The sequence below is a fragment of the Streptomyces chisholmiae genome (assembly GCF_031845445.1).
Taxonomy (GTDB): domain Bacteria; phylum Actinomycetota; class Actinomycetes; order Streptomycetales; family Streptomycetaceae; genus Streptomyces; species Streptomyces chisholmiae.
The window spans coordinates 18,071-40,658 of the sequence record NZ_JAVREO010000027.1; the positions used below are offsets into that span (position 1 = coordinate 18,071).

Annotated in this window: 17 protein-coding genes and 1 tRNA gene; 8 read left to right on the forward strand and 10 right to left on the reverse strand. The window is 75.3% G+C overall.

Going from position 1 to position 22,588, the window contains the following annotated elements:
• Positions 1–4: 4 nt before the first annotated feature.
• The 3 genes from RM844_RS29580 to hutU are packed head-to-tail and all read right to left on the reverse strand — an operon-like array spanning position 5 to position 4,493.
• Entirely contained in the window at positions 5–1,357 is a 1,353-nt protein-coding gene (locus tag RM844_RS29580) for a formimidoylglutamate deiminase (RefSeq protein WP_311670498.1), read from the reverse strand.
• Positions 1,348–2,646 (reverse strand): allantoate amidohydrolase, encoded by a 1,299-nt coding sequence (locus RM844_RS29585; protein WP_394814628.1) that lies wholly within the window; start codon positions 2,644–2,646, stop codon positions 1,348–1,350. The genes RM844_RS29580 and RM844_RS29585 overlap by 10 nt, the downstream gene beginning before the upstream one ends.
• A complete protein-coding gene (gene hutU / locus RM844_RS29590; protein ID WP_311670499.1) occupies positions 2,643–4,493 on the reverse strand; it encodes a urocanate hydratase in 1,851 nt (616 codons plus the stop codon). Before hutU ends, RM844_RS29585 begins: the two co-directional genes overlap by 4 nt.
• 148 nt (positions 4,494–4,641) lie before the next feature.
• On the opposite strand from hutU, the gene RM844_RS29595 reads away from it, so the two are divergent.
• The gene (locus RM844_RS29595; RefSeq protein ID WP_311670500.1) at positions 4,642–5,949 is read left to right on the forward strand and encodes a type III PLP-dependent enzyme domain-containing protein; all 1,308 of its coding nucleotides are present in this window, start codon (positions 4,642–4,644) and stop codon (positions 5,947–5,949) included.
• Positions 5,950–6,354: 405 nt separating this feature from the next.
• Here RM844_RS29595 and RM844_RS29600 read toward each other — a convergent pair whose 3' ends face one another.
• Positions 6,355–7,197 carry a MurR/RpiR family transcriptional regulator gene (locus tag RM844_RS29600; RefSeq protein WP_311670501.1) on the reverse strand — a complete coding sequence of 281 codons (843 nt, stop codon included), beginning with the start codon at positions 7,195–7,197 and terminating at the stop codon, positions 6,355–6,357.
• A 109-nt stretch (positions 7,198–7,306) separates the two neighbouring features.
• Here RM844_RS29600 and RM844_RS29605 point away from each other — a divergent pair, with 109 nt between their 5' ends.
• Complete coding sequence (locus RM844_RS29605; protein WP_311670502.1) at positions 7,307–7,744, forward strand: hypothetical protein; 438 nt, start codon at positions 7,307–7,309, stop codon at positions 7,742–7,744.
• Between the two features lie 438 nt (positions 7,745–8,182).
• Here RM844_RS29605 and RM844_RS29610 read toward each other — a convergent pair whose 3' ends face one another.
• Positions 8,183–9,565, reverse strand: a complete 1,383-nt coding sequence (locus tag RM844_RS29610; protein WP_311670503.1) for a cystathionine beta-synthase — start codon at positions 9,563–9,565, stop codon at positions 8,183–8,185.
• A 133-nt stretch (positions 9,566–9,698) separates the two neighbouring features.
• Here RM844_RS29610 and RM844_RS29615 point away from each other — a divergent pair, with 133 nt between their 5' ends.
• The 4 genes from RM844_RS29615 to RM844_RS29630 all read left to right on the forward strand — a co-directional run bounded on the left by RM844_RS29615 (position 9,699) and on the right by RM844_RS29630 (position 13,685).
• Entirely contained in the window at positions 9,699–10,787 is a 1,089-nt protein-coding gene (locus RM844_RS29615) for an SGNH/GDSL hydrolase family protein (RefSeq protein WP_311670504.1), read from the forward strand.
• Positions 10,788–10,858: 71 nt separating this feature from the next.
• A complete protein-coding gene (locus tag RM844_RS29620; RefSeq protein WP_311670505.1) occupies positions 10,859–12,067 on the forward strand; it encodes an acetyl-CoA C-acetyltransferase in 1,209 nt (402 codons plus the stop codon).
• A 256-nt stretch (positions 12,068–12,323) separates the two neighbouring features.
• Positions 12,324–13,241 (forward strand): hypothetical protein, encoded by a 918-nt coding sequence (locus RM844_RS29625; RefSeq protein WP_311670506.1) that lies wholly within the window; start codon positions 12,324–12,326, stop codon positions 13,239–13,241.
• 114 nt (positions 13,242–13,355) lie between these two features.
• Positions 13,356–13,685, forward strand: coding sequence for a hypothetical protein (locus RM844_RS29630; RefSeq protein ID WP_311670507.1), 330 nt, complete (start codon positions 13,356–13,358; stop codon positions 13,683–13,685).
• Positions 13,686–13,838: 153 nt separating this feature from the next.
• On the opposite strand, the gene RM844_RS29635 is transcribed toward RM844_RS29630, so the two are convergent.
• On the reverse strand, positions 13,839–14,690 hold the full coding sequence (locus RM844_RS29635) for a Bax inhibitor-1/YccA family protein (protein WP_311670508.1): 852 nt from the start codon (positions 14,688–14,690) through the stop codon (positions 13,839–13,841).
• A 206-nt stretch (positions 14,691–14,896) separates the two neighbouring features.
• Entirely contained in the window at positions 14,897–17,173 is a 2,277-nt protein-coding gene (locus RM844_RS29640; protein ID WP_311670509.1) for an MMPL family transporter, read from the reverse strand.
• A 161-nt stretch (positions 17,174–17,334) separates the two neighbouring features.
• On the opposite strand from RM844_RS29640, the gene RM844_RS29645 reads away from it, so the two are divergent.
• Positions 17,335–18,555: a sensor histidine kinase gene (locus RM844_RS29645; protein WP_311670510.1), complete on the forward strand. Its 1,221-nt coding sequence runs from the start codon at positions 17,335–17,337 to the stop codon at positions 18,553–18,555.
• Between the two features lie 16 nt (positions 18,556–18,571).
• Here RM844_RS29645 and RM844_RS29650 read toward each other — a convergent pair whose 3' ends face one another.
• Together RM844_RS29650 and RM844_RS29655 are read right to left on the reverse strand one after the other, a co-directional pair.
• Positions 18,572–19,261 carry a response regulator transcription factor gene (locus tag RM844_RS29650; protein ID WP_311670511.1) on the reverse strand — a complete coding sequence of 230 codons (690 nt, stop codon included), beginning with the start codon at positions 19,259–19,261 and terminating at the stop codon, positions 18,572–18,574.
• 245 nt (positions 19,262–19,506) lie between these two features.
• Positions 19,507–19,588, reverse strand: a tRNA-Leu gene (locus tag RM844_RS29655).
• Between the two features lie 374 nt (positions 19,589–19,962).
• Here RM844_RS29655 and RM844_RS29660 point away from each other — a divergent pair.
• Positions 19,963–20,742 (forward strand): ABC transporter ATP-binding protein, encoded by a 780-nt coding sequence (locus RM844_RS29660; protein WP_311670512.1) that lies wholly within the window; start codon positions 19,963–19,965, stop codon positions 20,740–20,742.
• A 544-nt stretch (positions 20,743–21,286) separates the two neighbouring features.
• Here RM844_RS29660 and RM844_RS29665 read toward each other — a convergent pair.
• Complete coding sequence (locus RM844_RS29665; protein ID WP_311670513.1) at positions 21,287–22,570, reverse strand: cyclopropane-fatty-acyl-phospholipid synthase family protein; 1,284 nt, start codon at positions 22,568–22,570, stop codon at positions 21,287–21,289.
• Between the last annotated feature and the right edge of the window lie 18 nt (positions 22,571–22,588).

Sequence of the window (22,588 nt, forward strand, 5' to 3'; positions counted from 1 at the left end):
GGGGTCAACGGCGGGCGTGCAGCGCCTCGACGGCGCGGCGCAGCGCGCGGGGGGCGTCCGGCACCAGCTGGTGACTGCCATGGCGGACCACATGCCGGCCGCCGACCACGGTGTGCCGCACGTCGGCACCGGTGGCGGCGAATACCGCGGTCTCGGCGCCGAGCCGCGGCGGTGGGCCGGCGGTGCGCACGCTGTCCAGGGAGATGGTGGTGAAGTCGGCGAGCGCGCCGGCCTCCAGGCGGCCGGCCTCCGGCCAGCCGAGCGCCGCGTGGCCGTTCTCGGTGGCGCACCGGAGCAGCTGGTCGGCGGTGAAGTGGCCTCTGACCCGGGTGCGGACCCGTTCGCCCAGCTCCATGGCGCGGGCCTCCTCGAAGATGTCGATCACCGCGTGGCTGTCGCTGCCCAGGCTCAACGGCGAGCCGGCGTCCCGGAGTCGCACGGCCGGGCCGATCCCGTCGGCGAGGTCCCGCTCCGTGGTGGGGCAGAGGCAGACGCCGGTGCCCGCCCCGCCGAGCAGGGCCATGTCGGCCTCGTCCACATGGGTCGCGTGGACGACGGTGGTCCGCCTGGTCAGCAGCCCGTGGTCGGCCAGCAGCCGGGTCGGGGTACGGCCGTGCGCCGCGAGGCACTCCTCGTTCTCCCGGGGCTGTTCGGAGAGGTGGACGTGGAGCGGCGCGTCCCGGCGGGCGGCCCAGTCGGCCACGGTGGCCAGCGCCTCGGCCGGCACGGCCCGCACGGAGTGCGCGGCCGCGCCGATCCGGGCGGTGGGGGTGGCGCGCAGCGCGTCGGCCCGCTCCGCCCAGGCGTCCACGGTGCGGTCGGAGAAGCGGAGTTGGGGCCGGTCGGGCGGCTGCCCGAAGCCGGCGGAGAGATAGCAGGTGTCGAGCAGGGTGAGCCGGATGCCGGCCTCGTCGGCGGCGGCGATCAGCGCCTCGGCCATCGCGTTGGGGTTCTCGTAGGGCGTGCCGCCCGGCTGGTGGTGCACATAGTGGAACTCGCCGACGCAGGTGATGCCGGCCAGCGCCATCTCGGCGTACACCGCGCGGGCCAGCGCGTGGTAGCCGTCCGGGTCCAGCAGGGAGGAGAGGTCGTACATGGCGTTGCGCCAGGTCCAGAAGGTGCCGCCGCCCACCTGGGCGGAGGCGCGCAGCGCCCGGTGGAAGGCGTGGCTGTGGGCGTTGGCCAGCCCGGGGATGGTCAGCCCGCGCAGCGAGACGGCGCCGACCGGCGGCTCCGGCACGCAGGGGCGCAGCTCGCCGATGGTGCCGTCGACACCGGTGGCGATCACCACCCCGGGCTCCACCGTCCCGTTGAGCCAGGCGTGTTCGGCCCAGTACGTCTGCGCGGTCAACGACATACCAGTCCCTCCAGTACCTCGGCGAGTGCGGCGACTCCGGCCAACGCGTCCCGCTGGTCGGCGTGTTCGGCCGGGGCGTGGGAGACCCCGGTGGGGTTGCGCACGTAGAGCATCGCGGTGGGCAGCACGGCGGAGAGCACCCCCGCGTCATGTCCGGCGCCGGTCGGCAGCACGGGCGCGTCCCCCAGCCGGGCCGCGAGCCGGTCCCGCAGCTCGGGGCTGAACCACTGCGCCGCGGTGGCCGACTCCCGGGTCACCACCAGCTCCACGCCGTCCCGGCCGGCGCGCTCGCCGGCCGTGGTCCGGATGCCGTCGACCAACTCCGTCAAAGTCGGCTCGTCCGGGGCCCTGGCGTCGAGCCAGCCGGAGACCTGGGCGGGAATGGCGTTCACCCCGCCGGGGCGGACGGTGACCTTGCCGAAGGTCGCCAGGGCGCCGGCGAGGCGGGCCCGCTTGCGGGCCGCCAGCACGGTGTGGGCGTAGCCGAGCATCGGGTCCCTGCGGTCCACCAGCCGGGTGGTGCCGGCGTGGTTGGCCTCCCCGAGGAAGTCGAAGCGCCAGCGGCCGTGTGGCCAGATCAGCGAGCCGACCCCGACCGGCCGGCCCAACTCGACGAGCCCACGGCCCTGTTCGATGTGCAGCTCGACGAAGACCCCGATGCGCGCCAGCCGGTCCGGGTCGGGGCCGAGGCTCGCGGGGTCGTGTCCGGCCCGGCGCATCGCCTCGGCCAGGGTGACGCCCTCGGCGTCGGTCAGCGCCCTGGCCCGGTCCGGTTCCAGCGCGCCCACCGCCAGCCGGGAGCCGACACAGGCCAGGCCGAAGCGGGCGCCCTCCTCGTCGGCGAAGGCGACGATGCCCAGCGGCCGGCCGCCGGTGCGGCCAGTGGCCCGCAGCCGGTCCAGCGCGGCGAACGCGGAGACCACGCCGAGTGGCCCGTCGAAGGCGCCGCCGTCGGGCACCGAGTCCAGGTGCGAGCCGGTGACCACGGCGTCGCCGGCGGTCGGGTCGCCGTGCCAGGCCCACTGGTTGCCGTTCCGGTCCACCTCGTAGGCCAGGCCACGGGCCGTGGCCTGCGCCTGGAACCAGGAGCGGAGTTCGGCGTCGGCCCCGGTCCAGGCGTAGCGGCGGTAGCCGCCGCTGGCCGGGTGGCGCCCGACGGGCGCCAGCTGCTCCCACATGGTGACGAACGAGTCCTGGCCGCCGGCGGGCACGGCCTCGCCGGGGCCCGGCCCTGGGCCGCCGCCCCGCCCTGGGCCGGGACCTGCGGTCGCGGGTCCGGCCCCGGTCATCGCCGGCCGCCCGCCGGGCCGGCGCCGCCCGAGCCGGCGGGCGCCGAGCCACTGCCCCCTGAACCGCCGCCCAACGGACCGCCGCTACCCGGGCCGCCCCCGTTCCGACCGGGGCCGTCCCCGCCCGGTCCGTCCCCTTCGGCGGTGCCCTCGCGCATCGGGATCCGCACGCCGTCCCGCTCCGCCACCTCGACGGCCCGTTCGTACCCGGCGTCCACGTGCCGGATGACGCCCATCCCCGGGTCGTTGGTGAGCACCCGGTGGAGCTTGAGCCCGGCCAGCTCGGTGCCGTCGGCCACCGTGACCTGCCCGGCGTGCAGCGAGCGCCCCATCCCCACGCCGCCGCCGTGGTGCAGCGAGACCCAGGAGGCGCCGGAGGCGACGTTCACCATGGCGTTGAGCATCGGCCAGTCGGCGATGGCGTCGGAGCCGTCCCGCATCCCCTCCGTCTCCCGGTACGGGGAGGCCACCGAGCCGCAGTCCAGGTGGTCGCGGCCGATCACCACCGGGGCGGCCAGCTCGCCGGCGGCGACCATCTCGTTGAACCGCTCCCCCGCCCGGGCCCGTTCGCCGTGCCCGAGCCAGCAGATCCGCGCCGGCAGCCCCTGGAACCTGACGCGTTCCCCGGCCAGCCGCAGCCAGCGGGCCAGCGACTCGTTCTCCGGGAAGAGGTCAAGCACCGCCCGGTCGGTGGCGGCGATGTCCCTGGGGTCACCGCTGAGCGCCGCCCAGCGGAACGGGCCGCGCCCCTCGCAGAACAGCGGCCTGATGTACGCCGGCACGAACCCGGGGAAGGCGAACGCCCGCTCGTACCCGGCCAGCAGGGCCTCGCCCCGGATGGAGTTCCCGTAGTCGAAGACCTCGGCGCCGGCGTCCTGGAAGCCGACCATGGCGGCCACGTGCCGCGCCATCGACTCCCGCGCCCGCTCGGTGAACTCGGCCGGCTCCCGCGCCGCGTAGTCCGCCATCTCGGACAGGTCGACGCCCAGCGGCAGGTAGCTCAGCGGGTCGTGCGCGCTGGTCTGGTCGGTGACGATGTCCACCGGGGCGCCCAGCGCCAGCAGCCGGGGCAGCACCTCCGCCGCGTTGCCCAGCACGCCGACCGACAGCGGCCGGCGTTCCTCCTTGGCCCGGACCACCAGCGCGAGCGCCTCGTCCAGCGAGGTCGCCTCGACGTCCAGGTAGCCGTGCTCGACGCGGCGGACGATGGCCCGCGGGTCGCAGTCCACGCAGAGCGCGACGCCGCCGTTCATGGTGACCGCCAGCGGCTGGGCGCCGCCCATGCCGCCGAGGCCGGCGGTGAGGGTGAGCGTGCCGGCGAGGCTGCCGCCGAACCGCTTGTCGGCCACGGCGGCGAAGGTCTCGTAGGTGCCCTGGAGGATGCCCTGGGTACCGATGTAGATCCACGAGCCGGCCGTCATCTGCCCGTACATGGTCAGCCCGAGGTGCTCCAGGCGGCGGAACTCCTCCCAGTTGGCCCAGTCGCCGACCAGGTGGGAGTTGGCGATCAGCACCCGGGGCGCCCACTCGTGGGTGGTCATCACGCCCACCGGCCGGCCCGACTGGACGAGCAGCGTCTCGTCGTCCGCCAGGGTGCGCAGGGTGGCGGCGATCGCGTCGAAGGAGCGCCAGTCCCTGGCCGCCTTGCCGGTGCCGCCGTAGACCACCAACTGGTCCGGGTGCTCGGCCACTTCGGGGTCGAGGTTGTTGTGCAGCATGCGCAGCGCCGCTTCCTGGGCCCAGCCGCGGGCACTCCGGGTGGTCCCGGTCGCGGCCCGCACCGGCCGGGGGCCGCCCGCCCCCGCTCCGGTGGGCGTGGAAGCCGTTGGTCCTGACGGTTCTGTCATGAGAGCTGCCTCCCCGACGTGGGCAAGATATTCATTCACTCTAGATGCTGAATACTTTCAGTCAACAGCGCTCCGGCACCGCACCCGGCACCCCACGACCGCCGCCGACACCCTGCCGCGCGGCCCGGCGCCGTGTTTGGCTGGGCCCATGGTGATCCCAACCCGACGCGACCAAGCCGTGCGGGCCCTGCTCGCACACGGCCTCATCACCGACGACCAGCCGCTGGCCGCCCTGCTCGACCTGCGCGGCGTCCAGGAGGCCGCCGCCGCTCTCCATGCTGCCTTCGACGCGGTCACCGCGCCCGGCCAGCCGGTGCTGCACACCTTCGCGGTGAAGGCCGGCACCCTGGTGCCGGTGCTGCGGCTGCTCGACGGCTTCGGGATCGGCAGCGAGGTGGCCAGCCCGGGCGAGTTGGCGCTGGTCGAGGCGGCCGGGCTGGCCCCGGAGCGCATCGTGCTGGACTCGCCCGCCAAGACCGGGCGGGAGCTGCGCCGCGCCCTCGACCTCGGCATCGCGTTCAACGCCGACAACCCGCAGGAACTCACCCGGCTGGACGCCCTCGTGCCGGCGTACCCCGCGCACGGCCCGGTCGGACTGCGGATCAACCCACAGCTGGGCGGCGGCACCATCGACGCGATGAGCACCGCGACCGCCACCAGCAAGTTCGGGGTCGCGCTGCGCGATCCGGGGGCGCGGGACTGGGTGGTGCGCGCCTTCCTGACCCGCCCCTGGCTGACCCGGCTGCACTGCCACGTCGGCTCCCAGGGCATGGCCCTGGACCGCATGGCGGACGGCGTCCGGGAGACCTACGAGCTGGCCGAGGAGATCAACACGGCGGCCGGCCGACGACAGGTGGACACCCTGGACATCGGCGGCGGCCTGCCGGTCAACTTCGCCTCCGACGAGGTCACCCCGAGCTTCGCCGACTACGCCCGGCTGCTGAGCGAACGGGTGCCCGGGCTCTTCGACGGCCGGTACGGGCTGGTCACCGAGTTCGGCCGGGCGCTGCTGGCCAAGGCGGGCACCATCGTGGCCCGCGTCGAGTACACCAAGGAGTCCGGCGGCCGGCCGATCGCCGTCACCCACGCCGGCGCCCAGGTCGCCACCCGCACCGTCTTCGCCCCGGCCTCCTGGCCGTTGCGGGTGATCGCCTACGACGCGGACGGCGCGCCGAGCACCGAGCCGCGGGTCAACCAGGACGTGGCCGGCCCGTGCTGCTTCGCCGGCGACCTGGTCGCCATCGACCGCGCCCTGCCCCGGCTGCGCCCGGGCGACCTGGTCGCCCTGCCGGACACCGGCGCCTACTACTTCTCCACGCCGTTCGGCTACAACGCGCTGCCGCGGCCGGCCGTCTACGGCTACTCGGTCGACGGCCCGGGACCCGCCGTGCTCACCCCGCTGCGCCGCGCCCAGACGCTGGCCGAGCTGGTCGCGGAGGCCGGCGGCGCCGACTGACCGAGGGGGCGCCGCGCCGCCGGGACCGTCCCCGCCCGGTCCGACCGCCCGGAACCGTTCCCCGGACGACCGCCCGGCCGGCCGGACCGGCAGCCCCAGCCGCCTCCGAGGGGCGCCGCGCAGCGGAACGGGCCGCGCCCCTCGACCGCCCGCGACCGCCCCGGGCCGGCCACCCGGCCGACCGCCCCGGCTGCCCCAGCCGCCTCGACCGCCCCGGCCGGCCAACTGCCCGGGAAGACCGCCCGGCCACCCGCCGGGTGGCACCGCCCAGCAGGCCGACGATCCCGCGGCAGGACAGCACGAGCGGCACCCCGTCGAAGCGTCAGCCAGCCGAAGCGTCAGCCAGTCGAGGAGGCAGCCAGTCGAGGAGGCAGACCCGAGCGGCGCCAGGGCCGATCCTCGCTGTCAGTCGAGGAAGACGTCCCGGTCCGCCGCCCGGGTGTCGAACCGCTCCAGCCGGGCCTGCGCGTCGGGCAGCGCGTCGCAGAGCGCCTCCAGCAGCGCCCGGCCGAGCAGCATCGGGCCGCAGGCCGTGTCGAAGGAGAGCGCCGTGCTGACCGGCGCGGTGAACAGCTGGTCGGCCGGTTCGGCGACCGGGATGAGCGGGCTGTCCGCGACGAGCACCACGTCGAGCCCCAGGGTCCTGGCCACGCCCAGCGCCCCGACCAGCTCGCGCGGGTAGCGCGGCAGCGCGAAGCAGAGCAGCGCGGCCGCCCCCGCGTCGGCGGCCTGCTCGATCCGGTCGGCGAGGTGCGACCCGCCCTCGTCCAGGAGCCGGACGTCCGGGTGCACCTTGGCCGCGAAGTAGGCGAAGCCCCGGGCCTCGGCCGCCGCGGCGCGCAGGCCGAGCACCGGCAGCGGCCGGGAGCCGGCCAGCAGCCGGCCGGCCCGCTCCAGCCGGGTGGGGTCGGCCAGTTCGGCCGCCAGCCGGCGGAGCGCGGCCAGCTCGGCCAGCACCGCCTGCTGGTAGACGTTGGGTTCGGCGGCTTCGGCGGGCGGCGTCCCGTCCCCGCCGCGCAGCGCCTCCCGCAGCCGGCGCCGGAGCGCCGGGTAGCCGTCGAAGCCGAGGGCCACCGCGAACCTGGTCACCGACGGCTGGCTCACCCCGGCCGACTCGGCCAGCTCCACGCTGGACAGGAACGGCGCCTCCTCGGCCCGCCGGACCAGCACCTGCGCGATGCGCCGCTGGGTGGGGGTCAGCCGGTGCCCGTCGAACAGCCCTGCCAAGCGCGCGCTCGCCTCACTCACCCGCGTCAGTCTAGGCAGCCGCGCCGCCGGCCGGCGCGGGCGGATCGGCCGACGGATGCGGGGGCTAACCCCCGTGTCCTCGCCGCCGACGACGCCGTACCGTGGCGCCATGAAGAGTGGCCGTGACCCCGAGCTGAACCGAGACTCCGACCTGAAGCGGGATCTCGAAGCCGCCGTGCAGACCCGTAAGGAACTGGGTGAGGGTTATGAGGCGGAGCTGGTGGACTCGTTCCTGGAGAAGGTCGAGCAGCGCATCGACAGCACCGTGGACAAGCGGGTTCGGCGGCAGGTCGCCGAGCAGCAGATGGTGATCGCGCGGGGCGGGCGCCCTTCGGGGGGCGTCGACGCCCAGGGGCCTGGGGTGGCCTTCGGCCTGGCCGCGCTCTCCCTGGTGCTGGCGATCCCGCTCTCCGCCATCGCCGCCGTCCAGACCGGGCTGGCCGGGCTGCTGGTCTGCTGGACGGGCGTGGTCGGCGTCAACGCCTGCTTCCTGGGCCACACCCTGCTGCGCGGGGGCGACGGGGCGAAGAAGTCCGACTGGGAGTGACCCTCACGCCCGCCCCGGGCCTGGCCGTTCGGCACGGGCGTGAGGGGCGGGGCGAGAGCCGGGGACCGGGAGGCCGCACGGAGCCGGGCGGGAGAAGCGGACTGGCGGGGACCGCCGCACCCCGGCACAGGGCCGAGGGCGGGACGACGGCGGTCCCCGCGGGGACACGGGCCGGGTCGTGGCCTCGTGTCCGGGCGACCAGGGAGGTCCGGGAGCCGCTCCGGAGGTCCTTGGTGCCGACACCCAGAACTCTGCCGGAGCGGTGTTAACGACGCGTTGCCCGGCCGTGACACTTCGGGATCGCTTGACCGACGATCGCTTCTCCGGTCGGATCGGACCCCGCGCCCGACCCGACCGATCGCCCGCCAGGCGCCCTCCGGTGCGCTTTCGACCGGGACCGATCGCTTCCCGACCCGACCGATCGCCCGCCGCGCGCCGTCAGTGCTGCCCGGCCAGGAAGGCCAGCAGGTCCTGCCGGCTGACCACCCCCATCGGCTTCCCCTCCACCAGCACCACCGCGGCGTCCGCGCCGTGCAGCGTGGCCATCAGGTCGGCCACCGGCTCGCCCGAGCCGACGTGCGGCAGCGGCGGGCTCAGGTGCTGGTCCAGCCGGTCGTCCAGGGCGGCCCGCCGGGTGAACAGGGCGTCCAGCAGCTCCCGTTCGACCACCGAGCCGACGATCTCGGCGGCCATCACGTCCGGGTGCCCGGCGCCCGGCTTGACCACCGGCATCTGCGAGACGCCGTACTCGCGCAGCACCTCGATCGCCTGCCCGACCGTCTCGTCCGGGTGCATGTGGACCAGCGACGGCAGCCCGCCGTCCTTGCCGCGCAGCACGTCGCCGACCCGGGTGGTGGGCTCCCCGCCCTCCAGGAAGCCGTAGTCGGCCATCCACTCGTCGTTGAAGATCTTGCTGAGGTAGCCGCGCCCGCCGTCCGGCAGCAGTACCACCACCACGTCGTCCGGGCCGAGCTTGCGGGCCACCTCGAGGGCGCCGACCACCGCCATCCCGCAGGAGCCGCCGACCAGCAGCCCCTCCTCGCGGGCCAGTCGCCGGGTCATCTGGAAGGAGTCCTTGTCGGAGACGGCGACGATCTCGTCGGCCACGTCCCGGTCGTAGGCCGAGGGCCAGAAGTCCTCGCCGACCCCCTCGACCAGGTAGGGCCGGCCGGAGCCGCCGGAGTACACCGAGCCCTCCGGGTCGGCGCCGACCACCCGGACCCGGCCGCCGCTGACCTCCTTGAGGTAGCGGCCCGTCCCGGAGATGGTGCCGCCGGTGCCGACGCCGGTGACGAAGTGGGTGATCCGCCCGTCGGTCTGCTGCCACAGCTCGGGCCCGGTGGTCTCGTAGTGCGACCTGGGGTTGTCCGGGTTGCTGTACTGGTCGGGCTTCCAGGCGCCGGGGGTCTCCCGGACCAGCCGGTCGGAAACGTTGTAGTAGGAGTCCGGATGCTCCGGGTCGACCGCCGTCGGGCAGACGACCACCTCGGCGCCGTAGGCGCGCAGCACGTTGATCTTGTCCGTGGACACCTTGTCCGGGCAGACGAAGACGCAGTGGTAGCCCTTCTGTTGGGCCACGATGGCCAGCCCGACGCCGGTGTTGCCGGAGGTCGGCTCCACGATCACGCCGCCGGGCCGCAGGGCGCCGGAGCGTTCGGCGGCCTCGATCATCCGCACGGCGATCCGGTCCTTCACCGACCCGCCGGGATTGAAGTACTCGACCTTGGCGAGCACGGTGGCCTCGATCCCCTCGGTCACTCGGTTGAGTCTGACCAACGGGGTGTTGCCGACCAGTTCGATCATGGATTCGTGATACTGCACCTGGTTCTCCGCATTTCAGGGGCGGGTTCTTCCGCAGTGAACGGCGTGGGAAGAGCACCCTATTGCGTTGCGCCTCGGGCCGTGATGGGCACCACACAAGTGACGGGGCGGACGACGAGAGGCGGTGTCCGGGATGTCGAGAGCGCGGGTGGCGCGCCGGATCGCGACGGCGGCGGCGTACGGGGGCGGCGGCATCAGCCTGCTCGGCGGCGCGGCCGTCGGGCTGTTGCTCACCGAGGCACGCTATGCCAGGCGGCAGGTGCTCGGCGGCACGGTCCGGCAGGAGCCGCCGGTGGCCGACGGGGTGTACGGCACGGCCTTCGCCGCCGCTGCCGGCATTCCCTGGCGGCTGGCCATCCTGGGAGACTCGACGGCGGCCGGCCTCGGGGTGCACCAGGCCGGGCAGACGCCGGGGGCGCTGCTCGCCTCCGGGCTGGCCGAGGTCTCGGAGCGGCCGGTCGAGCTGCACAGCGTGGCCCGCTCCGGAGCCCGCTCGCTGGACCTGGAGCGGCAGGTGTCGCTGCTGCTCACCGAGCCGGGGCGGGCGCCGGTCCCCGACGTGTGCGTGATCATGATCGGCGCCAACGACATCACCGGCCGGGTCGCCCCCGCCACCTCGGTGCGGCACCTGTCCGCCGCGGTCTCCCGGCTGCGCACCGCCGGCTGCCAGGTGGTCGTGGGCACCTGCCCCGACCTGGGCTCGGTTGAGCCGGTCGGGCAGCCGCTGCGCTGGGTGGCCAGGCGGGTGTGCCGGCAGCTGGCGGCGGCGCAGACCATCGCGGTGGTGGAGCTGGGCGGCCGGACGGTCTCGCTGGGCACCCTGCTGGGGCCGGAGTTCGCCGCGCACCCGCGGGAGTTGTTCGGCCCGGACCGCTACCACCCCTCGGCCGCCGGCTACGCCACCGCCGCGATGGCGGTGCTCCCGACGCTCTGCGCCGCGCTCGACGTCTGGCCCGAGCAGCGGCGGCCCGGGACGCCCCGCGGGGAACGGCTGCTGCCGGTGGACCGGGCGGCGGCGCGGGCGGCGCAGGAGGGCGGCACGGAGGTCAGCTCGGCGGAGCGCGGCGCCCGACGCGCGCCCTGGGCGCTCCTCAAGCGCCGGCGCAGGCGCCCCCTGCCGGTGGTGGAGCCGGACCCGGCCGCGGAGCCGGCGCCCGGGACGCGGACGGCCGGCGCTCGCCCCGAGGGGCGCCTGGGCCGGCCGAACGAGCCCGTGACATAGCCCGTACCTGTCGGTAACTTCGAGGGCGGGGGTGCCACGCCCGCCCCCGTGGACGACCCCCGGAGGAAGCCGTGCCCGAAGCAGTGATCGTGTCCGCAGCCCGTTCCCCGATCGGACGGGCCGGCAAGGGCTCCCTCAAGGAGCTGCGCCCCGACGACCTGACCGCCACCATCGTCCGCGCCGCCCTCGACCAGGTGCCGCAGCTCGACCCGACCGAGATCGACGACCTGCTGCTCGGCTGCGGCACCCCGTCGGGCCCGCAGGGCAACAACCTCGGCCGGGTGGTCGCCGTCCAGCTGGGCCTTGACCACCTCCCGGCGGCCACCATCACCCGCTACTGCGCCTCCTCGCTCCAGACCACCAGGATGGCCATGCACGCCATCCGGGCCGGCGAGGGCGACGTCTTCGTCTCCGCCGGGGTCGAGGTGGTCTCCTCCTACGTCAGGGAAGGCGCCGAGAGCCACAACCCGCTGTTCGCCGACGCGGAGGCCCGCACCGCCCACCGCGCCGAGCACGGCGGCGAGGACTGGCACGACCCGCGCGCGGATGGCCTGCTGCCCGACGTCTACATCGCGATGGGCCAGACCGCGGAGAACCTCGCCCGGGCGAAGGGCGTGACCCGGCGGGAGATGGACGAGTTCGGGGTGCGCTCCCAGCAGTTGGCCGAGCGGGCGATCGAGGCGGGCTTCTGGGCCCGCGAGATCACCCCGGTCACCACCCCCGACGGCACCGTGGTCAGCGCGGACGACGGGCCGCGCCGCGGGGTCACCCTGGAGGGGGTGGCCGGCCTGAAGCCCGCGTTCCGCCCCGACGGCCTGGTCACCGCGGGGAACTGCTGCCCGCTGAACGACGGCGCCGCCGCGCTCGTGGTGATGTCGGACACCCGGGCCAGGGAGCTGGGCATCACCCCGCTGGCCCGGGTGGTCTCCACCGGCGTCTCCGCGCTCTCCCCCGAGATCATGGGCCTGGGCCCGGTGGAGGCGTCCCGCCGCGCCCTGGCCCGCGCCGGGCTCACGGTCGCCGACATCGACCTGGTGGAGATCAACGAGGCCTTCGCCGCCCAGGTGATCCCCTCCTACCGCGAGCTGGGCGTCGACCTGGACCGGCTGAACGTGAACGGCGGCGCCATCGCGGTCGGGCACCCGTTCGGGATGACCGGCGCCCGGATCAGCGCCACCCTGATCAACTCGCTGCGCTGGCACGACAAGCAGTTCGGGCTGGAGACCATGTGCGTGGGCGGCGGCCAGGGCATGGCCATGGTGCTGGAGCGGCTCAGCTGACCCCGGGCGCCCCGGCGGGGGGCGCACGCCGGCGGGGGCGGGCGGCCCCCGCCGGTATACCCGGGCGAGACCGAAGCGGGCCCGGGATGTGATCCATGCCGGTCAGAGCCGGTGAATGCGCAGGTCAACGCTGTCCAGGGGGCGCGTAAAGGACCAAATACCTGTCCAGTTCGTGACGTTATGCACTGCACGCCGTGTCCGCGCCCCGGAAACCTGAGATAAGAAGTCAGGGACCGACAGCACTGGGAGCGAGTCCGTGAGCGCCATATCCGTCATCCTGCTGGTGTCCGCCGGCACCGCCGTCGCCCTCGGCGGCCTGGCCCTGAACACCGTGCGCGCCCTGCGGGGCGAGCTGGCCGCGCTGCGCGCCGAGCTGGCCTCGGGCCGACTGCCCGACGCCCGCACCGAGGTGTCCGCCGACCAGATCAGGGGCGCGGTGGTCACGGCGCTGGCGGAGGAACGGGAGCGGGAGCTGGCCGAGGCCCGGGCGTACTGGGCCGAGCAGGACGCCAGGGACGAGGAGGGCCCGGGTGGGCTGCTGGCCGGCCGGGGGCTGAGCTACGTGGTCGCCGACGACGACGAGGAGCTGCTGGACGCGCTGCTGGAGCGCTACCTGCTGAGCGACTCGGCGCTGCCGCCCGGCGCCCGGGAGGGCACGCCGTTCGTGCCCCGGCAGAACGACGAGGGCTTCGAGGGCCCGGCCGACGGGCCGGTGGCGCCCGGTAGCGAGGAGGAGTCAGCCGAGCTGGCCGCGGCCCGACGCCGGCACCCCTCGCACCCCGGCTTCACCCTCTCCGGTGAGCCCGTCGAGCGGACCGAGCCGGCCGAGCGCGCCGACGCCGCCGGCCGGGGCGGCCAGCGCGACCCCTGGGGCACCGCCGACCGGCTCTCCCAGCTGGCCGAGTCCCGGGTGCCGCTGGCCGACGTGCGGTCGGGCCCGCTGGGCACCCTGGACGTCTTCCTCTTCGCCGACGGCACCACGCTCTGCCTCACCCCGAGCCACCAGGAGGCGGCGGAGCGGCTCGCCACCGCGCTGCGCGCCGGCGACGCCCCGGTGCTGATGGGCGGCTCGGCGGTGTCCGGCGCCTACGCGCTGACCTTCTCCTGCGGCACCGAGGAGAGCGTCTACCTGCTGGCCGACCGGGTGGTCGCCTCCGCCAGCCCCGGCGACTGACCCGACGGCCCCCGGCCGGCCCGCGCGGCCGGCCGACCGCAGGACCGGCCGGACAGCGGCCGGTCCTGCGCGGCGTGAGATGCTCCCTGGCGGACGAGCGCGGGAGGCGACACGATGACGGCGGTGGAGACGGCCGAGCTGGAACGGGCGTTGGAGCGGGCCGTTGACCGGCTGCGGCGACTGCCGGAGAGCCGGCTGCGGCGCGGGGCGGCGGCCAGGGGCCGGGCCCTCGCGGACGAACTGACCCGCCGGGCCCAGCTCCTTGAGCAGCCGCACCAGGGCGGCACCCGCCGGGTGCCGGACGCCGGGCTGTGGGCGGTGGGCGACCAGATCACCGTCACCGGGCACGACCTCACCCGGGCCATCCGGCACACCGGGGACCCGGAGCGGGCCACCCGGGAGCTGGCCGAAGCGCTGCGGCTGGTCGCGGAGTTCGAGGTCTGAGGCGGGAGTTCGAGGTCTGAGCCCGACCGGCACCCTGCCGGGGCCGGCCCCCGGAGGCCCAGAAAACGGCGAGGCCCCGACGAGGTGCCGTGGTGGCACTCGTCGGGGCTCTGCCGTGCGTCAGCGGGCGGCGCGGGGCGCCGGCGCTGGCGGTCAGTCGCCCTGCAGGATGGCGATCAGCCGCAGGAACTCCAGGTAGATCCAGACCAGGGTCAGGGTCAGGCCGAAGGCGGCCAGCCAGGACTCCTTCTCCGGGGCGCCGTAGGCGACACCGTCCTCGACCATCTTGAAGTCGAGGGCCAGGAAGCAGGCGCCCAGGACGATGCCGGCGATGCCGAAGAGGACGCCGAGCATGCCGTCCCGCAGGCCCAGGCCGTTGCCGCCGCCGATGAGCGCGACGACCAGGTTGACCATGGAGAGCAGGATGAAGCCGACGGCCGCGGCCAGCACGAACTTGGTGAAGCGCGCGTTGACCTTGATGATGCGCTGCTTGTACATGAACAGCACACCGGCGAAGACCGCCATGGTGCCGATGACAGCCTGCATCGCGGCGCCGGGCGCGACCTGGTTGATGGCGTTGCTGATGGCGCCGAGGAACAGGCCCTCGGTCACGGCGTAGGCCAGGATCAGCGGCGGCGAGGGCTCACGCTTGAAGGACTGCCACAGGCCGAGACCCATGGCCACCAGGGCGAACACGATGCCCAGGCCCAGCGGCAGGTCGGCGACCCAGGCGACAGCGGCGGCGGCGACCACGGCACCCAGGGTGATCGCGGTGCGCGAGACGACGCTGTCGATCGTCATCACATTGGGGCGGGTGGGGGCGTATCCGCCGTCGGGGCCCACCTGCGGCTGCGCATACGGGTTCCCCGGCTGCGGCGCGTAGGGGTTGGCTGGGCTCCCCGCGTACGGATTCCCGGTCTGCGGCTGCGGTCCGGCGTTGAAGCCGGCGTAGCCACCGTCCCGACTGAACCCCCGACGCGTGAAGACCGGGTTGCTGCTCCTCATCTCACTCCTCCATGGCCGCACGGCACGGCCGTGCCTACCAGAGTAATGCGTTAGCAAAGTCCGTACGGTAGTGCGTCCATGAAACTACTGGAAGAGCCCGGTTGTTCCCAGCCCCTACCTGGTCACGGTCCGGCACGCGCCGAACGTGACCGGGATCACGCCCCCCAATCGGGGCCGGACCGGGCGAAACCGGCCCGGCCCCGCGGTCACTCGGCCACCGCTGGTTCCTCCCGCCCACCCGTGCCGGGTTCCTCCCGCCCACCCGTGCCGGGTTCCTCCCGCCCATCCGTGCCGGGTTCCTCCCGCCCACCCGTCCCCGGTTCTTCCCGCCCCGCCACCGATGCCCCCTCCGCCTTCTCCCGCCCGGGCCGCGACGGCCACCAGGCGCGGTCGCCGAGCAGCGTGACGAGTCCCGGCACCAGGAGGGAACGGACCAGCAGGGTGTCCAGCAGGACGCCGATGCCGACCGCGATGCCGACCTCCGCCACCGTCACGTCCGGGAGTTGGGCCAGCGCCGAGAAGGTGCCGGCCAGCACCAGGCCGGCCGCCGCGATGACGCCGCCCGTCGTGGTGAGGCCGATCCGCACCGCCTCCCGGGTGCTCGTCCGGCGCCGCTCCTCCCGGATCCGCTCCATCAGGAAGATGGTGTAGTCGGTGCCGAGCGCGACGAGGAAGACGAAGATGTAGACGAACATGTCGCCGGCCACCCCGCCGAAGCCGAAGCCGTGCTCGAAGACGAGCGCCGACACCCCGAGCGAGCCGAGCAGCGAGAGCACGATGGTGCCGAGCAGCACCAGCGGCGTGACCAGCGAGCGCAGCAGGAGGCCCAGGATGACGGTCACCGCCAGCAGCACCAGCGGCACGATGCGGGTGGTGTCCCGCAGCGCGGTGTCCTCGTAGTCGGTCTGCACCGCGGGGGTGCCACCGACCAGCGTCCCCGGCTGGGCCTCGTTCAGCGCGGCGTCCAGCGCGTCGATCGCCGCCCGCGCCGCGTCGCCGTACGGGTCGACGGCCAGCGGCACCACCAGCGTCGGGTGGCCCCTGACCTCGGGCCCCACCTCGGCCAGCGCCACCCCGGGCACCGTCTCGGCCAGCTCCGCCGCCGCGACCGCGGCCGCCCCGTCGGCCGACGCCGGCAGCACCACCCGCAGCGGCGCGGCGAGGCCCTGCGGGAAGTGCGCGGCGATCAGCCGCTGTCCCTCGACGGACTCGCTGCCCGGCGGCACCTTGTCCAGCGGGTCGGCGCTGGTGGACAGCGAGGTCAGGCCGAGCGCCCCCACCGCCAGCAGCAGCATGACGGAGCCGGCCGCGAGCCTCGGGCGGCGGCCGACGCCCCGCGCCACCCCGCCCCAGAAGCGGTGCTCGGTGGCGCCCCGCTCGGCCCCCGGCCGGGGCGCCCGCGGCCACAGCAGCCAGCGCCCGCCGCACACCAGGATCGCCGGCAGCAGCGTCAGCATGGCGAGCAGCGCGACCAGCACGCCGGCCGCGGCGATCGGTCCGAGGCCGCGCAGCCCGGCGAGGTCGGCGACCAGCAGGCAGAGCAGGCCGGCGGTGACCGTCCCGGCGCTGGCCACCAGCGCCGGGGTGGTGCGGCGCAGCGACTCGGCCATCGCCTCGTGCCGGTCCGCGTGCCGGGACAGCTCCTCGCGGTAGCGGTTGAGCAGCAGCATCGCGTAGTCGGTCGCGGCGCCGAAGACCAGCACGATCAGGATGGCGGAGGAGATGTCGGTGACCGGCAGGCCGGCCTCGGCCAGGCCGTAGGCCGCGCCCCTGGACACCTGGACCGCGAGCAGCGCGGTGATCAGCGGCACCAGCCAGAGCAGCGGGCTGCGGTAGATCACCAGCAGCAGCACCGCCACGATGGCCATGCTGGTGAGCATCAGGGCGGCGTCCACGTCGCCGCCGTCGTTGTCCACGTCGATGCCGGCCTCGCCGGCCACCCGGCCGGTCAGCCCCGGCCGGTCCGCGTCGTCCAGCGTGCTGGCGGTGACCGCCCTGAGCCCCTCGACCAGGGCGGTCACCGCGTCGTCCGCCGACTCCTCGTCGGCCGGCCGCACGTCGAGCGTGAACAGCGCGGCCGCCCCGTCCTCGGCGGTCTCGGTCGCGCCGGGCTCGCCGAGCCCCGGCACGTCGAGCCCGGCCGCCGCGGCGCGGGTGGCCTCGACCGCCGCCAGGTCGGCGGCGTCCAACGGCTCGCCGTCGCGCGCGAAGACCACGATCGCGGTCTCGGCGCCCGGGGGTTGGTCGGGGTCAGGCTCCAGCAGGTCGGCGACCTCGCTGGAGTCGAGACCGGTCGGTAGGTAGGCCGCGGCGTCGTCGCGTTCCACCTCGCCGAGCCGCTCGGCCAGCGGGGTGGCCAGCACGGCGAGCGCGATCCAGAGGAGCAGCATGGGCCACTTGCCGCGCCGGAGCGCGGTGCCGAGTCGGGTGCGGGCCGCTCCCGCGCTTCGGGCCGGGTGTGGCTGGGTGGGTACGTCGAGCATCTCCGCATCCAACCCCGCGCGGCCGGGCCGGCGCGTCGCCCCGGGGAGCGGTCTCGCCGGCGGCCGACTGGTCCTCGGGGACCAGCGCGGGGGACGCGTCCGGCCGGGGACTCACTCTCCGGAGCGATGCCGGCGGCCGGAGGCTCTTCTAGCATCGGTCGATGCCCCAGCCCCACCTGCCCTGGCCACGGCTGCGCAACGCCCTGGTCGGCCCGGCCGCGGTCGTCCCGGCCCTGATCGACCAGGCCACCACCGACACCGACCCGCTGGCGTACGGCGCGCTGTCGCTCTACTCCGTGCTGGTGCTGGTCGCGCTCGCCCAGCGGGCCCGCTGGCCGCTGGGCGGGTTCGCCGCGGTGCTCGTGGTGCTCGCCGTCGCCGAGGTCTGGTGCGCCGCCCGGGAGGTGCAGCTCACCGGCCTCGCGGTGCTGCCGGTGGCGTTCGCCATCTACGCGGTCGGCGCCCGCTGTTCGGTGCCGCAGGCGCTGACCGCGCTGGTCGCCGGGACGCTGATCGTGTCCGTCGGGGTGACCGTCAACCACGCGACCGCGGGCAGCGACTGGCGCGGCGGCTCGGACGTGCTGGCCGCGCTGGCGCCGATCCCGGTGGTGTGGGGGCTCGGCGTGCTGGCCCAGAGCCACCGGCAGCGGCTGCTGAGCATGGAACGGCACGCCGCCGACGCGGAACGCGAGCGGCACCTGCTGGCGGAGCGGGCCGCCGCCGCCGAACGGGTGCGCATCGCGCGGGACATGCACGACGTGGTGGCCCACTCCCTCACCCTGCTGGTGGTGCACGCGGAGACCATGCGGGCCAGGTCGGGCGACCTGCCCGAGTGGGCCAGGGAGCAGGTCGACGCGTTGGCCGCGGCCGGCCGGCAGGCCACCGTCGAGATGCGGGAGCTGCTGGGGCTGCTGCGCAACGGCGCGCCGGAGGAGGCGCCGCGCGCCCCCGCGCCCACGCTGGCCGAGCTGCCGCCGCTGGTGGCGGCGGCCCGGCAGGCCGGGAACCCGGTGCGGCTGACGACCGACGGCGAGCTGGCGCGGGTCGCCAGGCCGGTCCAGCTGACCGGCTACCGGCTGGTGCAGGAGACGCTGGCCAACGCCCGCCGGCATGCGCCGGGCGCGGCGGTGACCGTCGACCTCCGGGTGGCCGACGGCGCGCTCCGGGTGGCGGTGGGCTGCGCCGCCCCGCGCCGCCCGGTGGCGCCGGTGCCCGGGCCCGGCACCGGGCTGGAGGGGCTGCGGGAGCGGGTCGCGGCCGGCGGCGGGACGTTCGCCGCCGGCGGCACCCCGGACGGCGGCTTCCGGGTGGTCGCCGAGCTGCCGCTGGGCGACCGGCCGCCGCCCCCGCGGGCCGGGGCCGACCCCCGGCCGGGCGGCTGAGCCGCCTCGGCGGCGGTCAGCGCCGGCGCTCCCTGGCGCGGCGGGCCAGCGCCGCCGCCTGGCCGCGGTCGCGGCAGCCGGTCTTCGCCAGCAGCCGGCTGACATGGGACTTGACGGTGTGTCCGGAGACGACGAGGCGCTGCGCGATCTCCTGGTTGTTGTAGCCCTCGCCGATCAGGTCGAGCACGTCCCGCTCGCGCGCGGTGAGCCGGTCCAGGCGCTCGACGTCCGCCGGGTCGGGCGACGGGCGGTCGTGGTGGGCGAGGTAGCCGTCGATGACCCGTCTGAGCAGGCTCGGGCTGAGCGAGCCGTCGCCCCTGGCGGTGGCCCGGACGCCGGCCAGCAGTTCCTCGTAGGAGCTGCTCTTCAGCAGGAAGCCGCTGGCCCCGGCGGCGAGCGCCTCGTCCAGGTAGGCGTCGAGGTCGAAGGTCGTGAGCATCAGCACCCGGGTGCCACCGGCCCCCAGCAGCTCCCGGCGGGCCAGCTCCCGCAGCGTCCACAGGCCGTCCCGGCCGGGCATCCGCACGTCGAGCAGCAGCACCTGGGGGCGTAGCTCGGCGCAGAGCCGCACGGCCTGCTCGCCGTCGTCGGCGCCGCCGAGGACCGCCAGGTCGTCCTGGGTCTCCAGGATGAGCCGCAGCCCCTCACGCACCACGGGTTCGTCGTCGGCGATGACCACCGAGACGGGTGGCGCGTTCCCGACCATGCCGGCCCTCCTCCCAGGTGACGGGCCGCCGCCTGGCGTCCGGGGGTGGCGGCCGGCCGGGCCGGGCTCCGGCGGGTGACAGGGCCGGCGTACCCGCGCCGGCTCAGCATATCCGGCCGTTGTCCCGGCCGGCCGGGACAACGGCCGGGCTACCGCGCGGGGTTGGGGCGAGCGCGCCGACGCGGCCCCGGCGCGGGGGCGTGGCCACGTGATCTTCCCTGGTCGGCGGCTGTGAGAGGACTGGGTGCCCGGAGCCGGACTTGAACCGGCACGGCCCGAAGGCCAGCGAGTTTTAAGCTCACCGTGTCTGCATTCCACCATCCGGGCACAGATCCCAAGCCGTACCGGGCGCCGCAGCGCCGAAGGAGTCATCCGAGCTTATCCGCCGGATTCGACCCGAACACCGGTGCCCCAGAACGATGTTGTCTGATTTTATGAGCTGCTGACACCACATCAGTGCGCGACGGGGCTGTTACAGGCAGCTTTGGCAACGACGTGATCACGCCGTCGGTCGAGGAATGACGCAAATCAACCCTCCGCATCCTTCCGCACACTCAGGGAACATCTCCTCCTCAGGTAGGACTCGTCCCTCGCCGTCTACGACCTGAGGCCGGCCGGGAGTTGACGACCGGAGGGATCACAGCCGGGGGGCTTCGGCCCAGGATGGAGGAGTCCTTCCCCCGTCCAGGCTGGAGTACGCCGTGCCCCACCCCGCGCCCGCCCAGCACACCGATTCGACCGGCACCGTGGCCGCCCGCGCCGTGGACCTGACCAAGGTCTACGGCGCGGGCGAGACGCGGGTGCTCGCCCTCGACCAGGTCAGCGTCGCCTTCGAACGATCCCGCTTCACCGCGATCATGGGCCCGTCCGGCTCGGGGAAGTCCACGCTGATGCACTGCATGGCCGGCCTGGACTCGATCTCCGCCGGCTCCGCCCGGCTCGGCGAGACGGAACTGACCGGGCTCAGCGACAGCCGGCTGACCCAGCTGCGCAGGGACCGGGTCGGCTTCGTCTTCCAGACCTTCAACCTGCTGCCGACGCTCAACGCCCTGGAGAACATCACGCTGCCGCTGGGCATCGCCGGCCGCCGACCGGACCCGGAGTGGCTGGACCTCGTAGTCGGCACGGTGGGCCTGGCCGGCCGGCTCAAGCACCGGCCGGCCCAGCTCTCCGGCGGGCAGCAGCAGCGGGTGGCGGTCGCCAGGGCGCTCGCCGGCCGGCCGGAGATCGTCTTCGGCGACGAACCGACCGGCAACCTCGACTCCCGGGCCGGCGCCGAGATCCTCGGTTTCCTGCGCAACTCGGTCCGGGAACTGGGCCAGACCGTGGTGATGGTGACCCACGACCCGGTGGCCGCCGGCTACGCGGACCGCGTGGTCTTCCTGGCCGACGGCCGACTGGTGGACGAGATGACGTCCCCGACCGCCGAGCGCGTGCTGGAGCACATGAAACGCTACGACGCCCGCGGCCGCACCAGCTGACCGAAGGTCAGCGGGGGCGGCGGGCCGGCACGTCGTCGGACCGGGAGGCCGGGACGTCGGCGAGCCGACCCCCGCGGCACCCGGGAGGTCAGAACGCAGGCGGGCCGGAGCCGCGACAGACCAGCGGCCGCGGGTCAGCGGACCCAGCCGGCCGGCGCGCCGCTCAGGCAACGTCCAGGTCGCCCGGGCCACCACGAAACCGGCGGGCCGGAGCCACGGCGGTCCAGCGGGTCGCGACGTCGCCGGTCGGCGGCCGACCAGCCGGGACGTCAACGGGCCAGCGGTACCTCAGGCCCGCGGCCGGCAGGTCCGCAGACCGGCGGCCCGCGGGTCAGCAACCCCAGCGGGTCAACAGGCCGGCCACCCCGCGGGGCGGCGGACCCGGGCGGGTCGGGGATGCCGGCGGTCGGCCGACCGACCAGCGCGGACGTCAACGGGCCAGCGGCACCGGGCGGCCACGGCCGGCAGGCCGACCGGCCGGAACGCCCGGCGGCCGGCTCCCAGCCGGTCCGCTTGATCGGCTTGGTCGGCTCGGTCGGCTCGGTCAGCTGGTCAGTTCCACCCAGGCGCGCGGCCGCAGGGGCAGCCGCGACTCCCCGTTGTCCGGCGGGCGGACGGCCAGGACCTGGTTGACGCCGATCCGGCCGCGCTCGAACTGGAGCGCGGAGGCCGCCATGTAGAGGCGCCACACCCGGGCCCTGGCCGGCCCGACCAGCCGCACCGCCCGGTCCCAGCCCTGTTCCAGGTTCCGCACCCAGCAACGCAGCGTCCTGGCGTAGTGCTCGCGGAGCGCCTCCAGGTCCCGCACCTCAAGGCCGGCCCGCTCCAGCAGGCCGACGGTCCGCCCGACGGGCGCCAGCTCGCCGTCGGGGAAGACGTAGGCGTCGATGAACGGGTCGATCCGGTAGTCGCTCTCGTCCGGCAGCGGGCGGCGGGCGATCTGGTGGTTGAGCAGCCGGCCGCCGGGCCGGAGCAGGCGGTGCAGCCGCTCCGCGTACTCCTGGTAGCGGGCGGCGCCCACGTGTTCCGCCATGCCGACCGAGGCCACCGCGTCGAACGGGCCGTCGGTGACCTGACGGTAGTCCTGCACCCGGATCTCGACCCGGTCGGTGAGGTCCTCCTTGGCGATCCGCTCCCTGGCGTACTCGGCCTGCTCGGTGGAGAGCGTGACGCCCACCGCGCGCACCCCGTACCGCTGGGCCGCGTGCAGCACCAGCGAGCCCCAGCCACAGCCCACGTCGAGCAGCCGCTGCCCCGGCCGCAGGCCGAGCTTGCGGCAGATCAGGTCGAGCTTGGCGCCCTGCGCGTCCTGGAGGTCGTCGGTCTCCGGGCCCCAGACGGCGCACGAGTAGACCATGGACGGGCCGAGCACCAGCTCGTAGAAGTCGTTGCCCACGTCGTAGTGGTGACTGATGGCCCGGCGGTCCCGCCGCTGGGTGTGCGCCGGCCCCGGACGGCGGCGGCGTTCCTCCCGGGGCGGGCGGACCGGGAGCGGCAGCGGTCCGGCGAGGGCGAGCAGCTCGGGGACGGCGGCCAGCATCCGGGGCGCGGCGGGCGCCCGCTGCCGGTCCCAGACGAGGTCGGCGAGCGCGGTCAGGGCCTGGTAGAGGTCACCCTCCACATCGAGGTCGCCGGCCACCCAGGCGCGGGCCAGGCCGAGTTCGCCGGGTCGGAAGAGCACCCGGCGCAGCGCCCGGCGGTGCCGCACCAGGAGCACCGGACCCTCGGCGGGGCCGGCCTCGCTGCCGTCCCAGGCCCGGAGGCGCAACGGAAGCGGGGCGCCGAGCAGTTGTTCGGTCAGAGCGACGAGCCGGGGAGCGACACCCATGTGACAAACCTCCGCAGA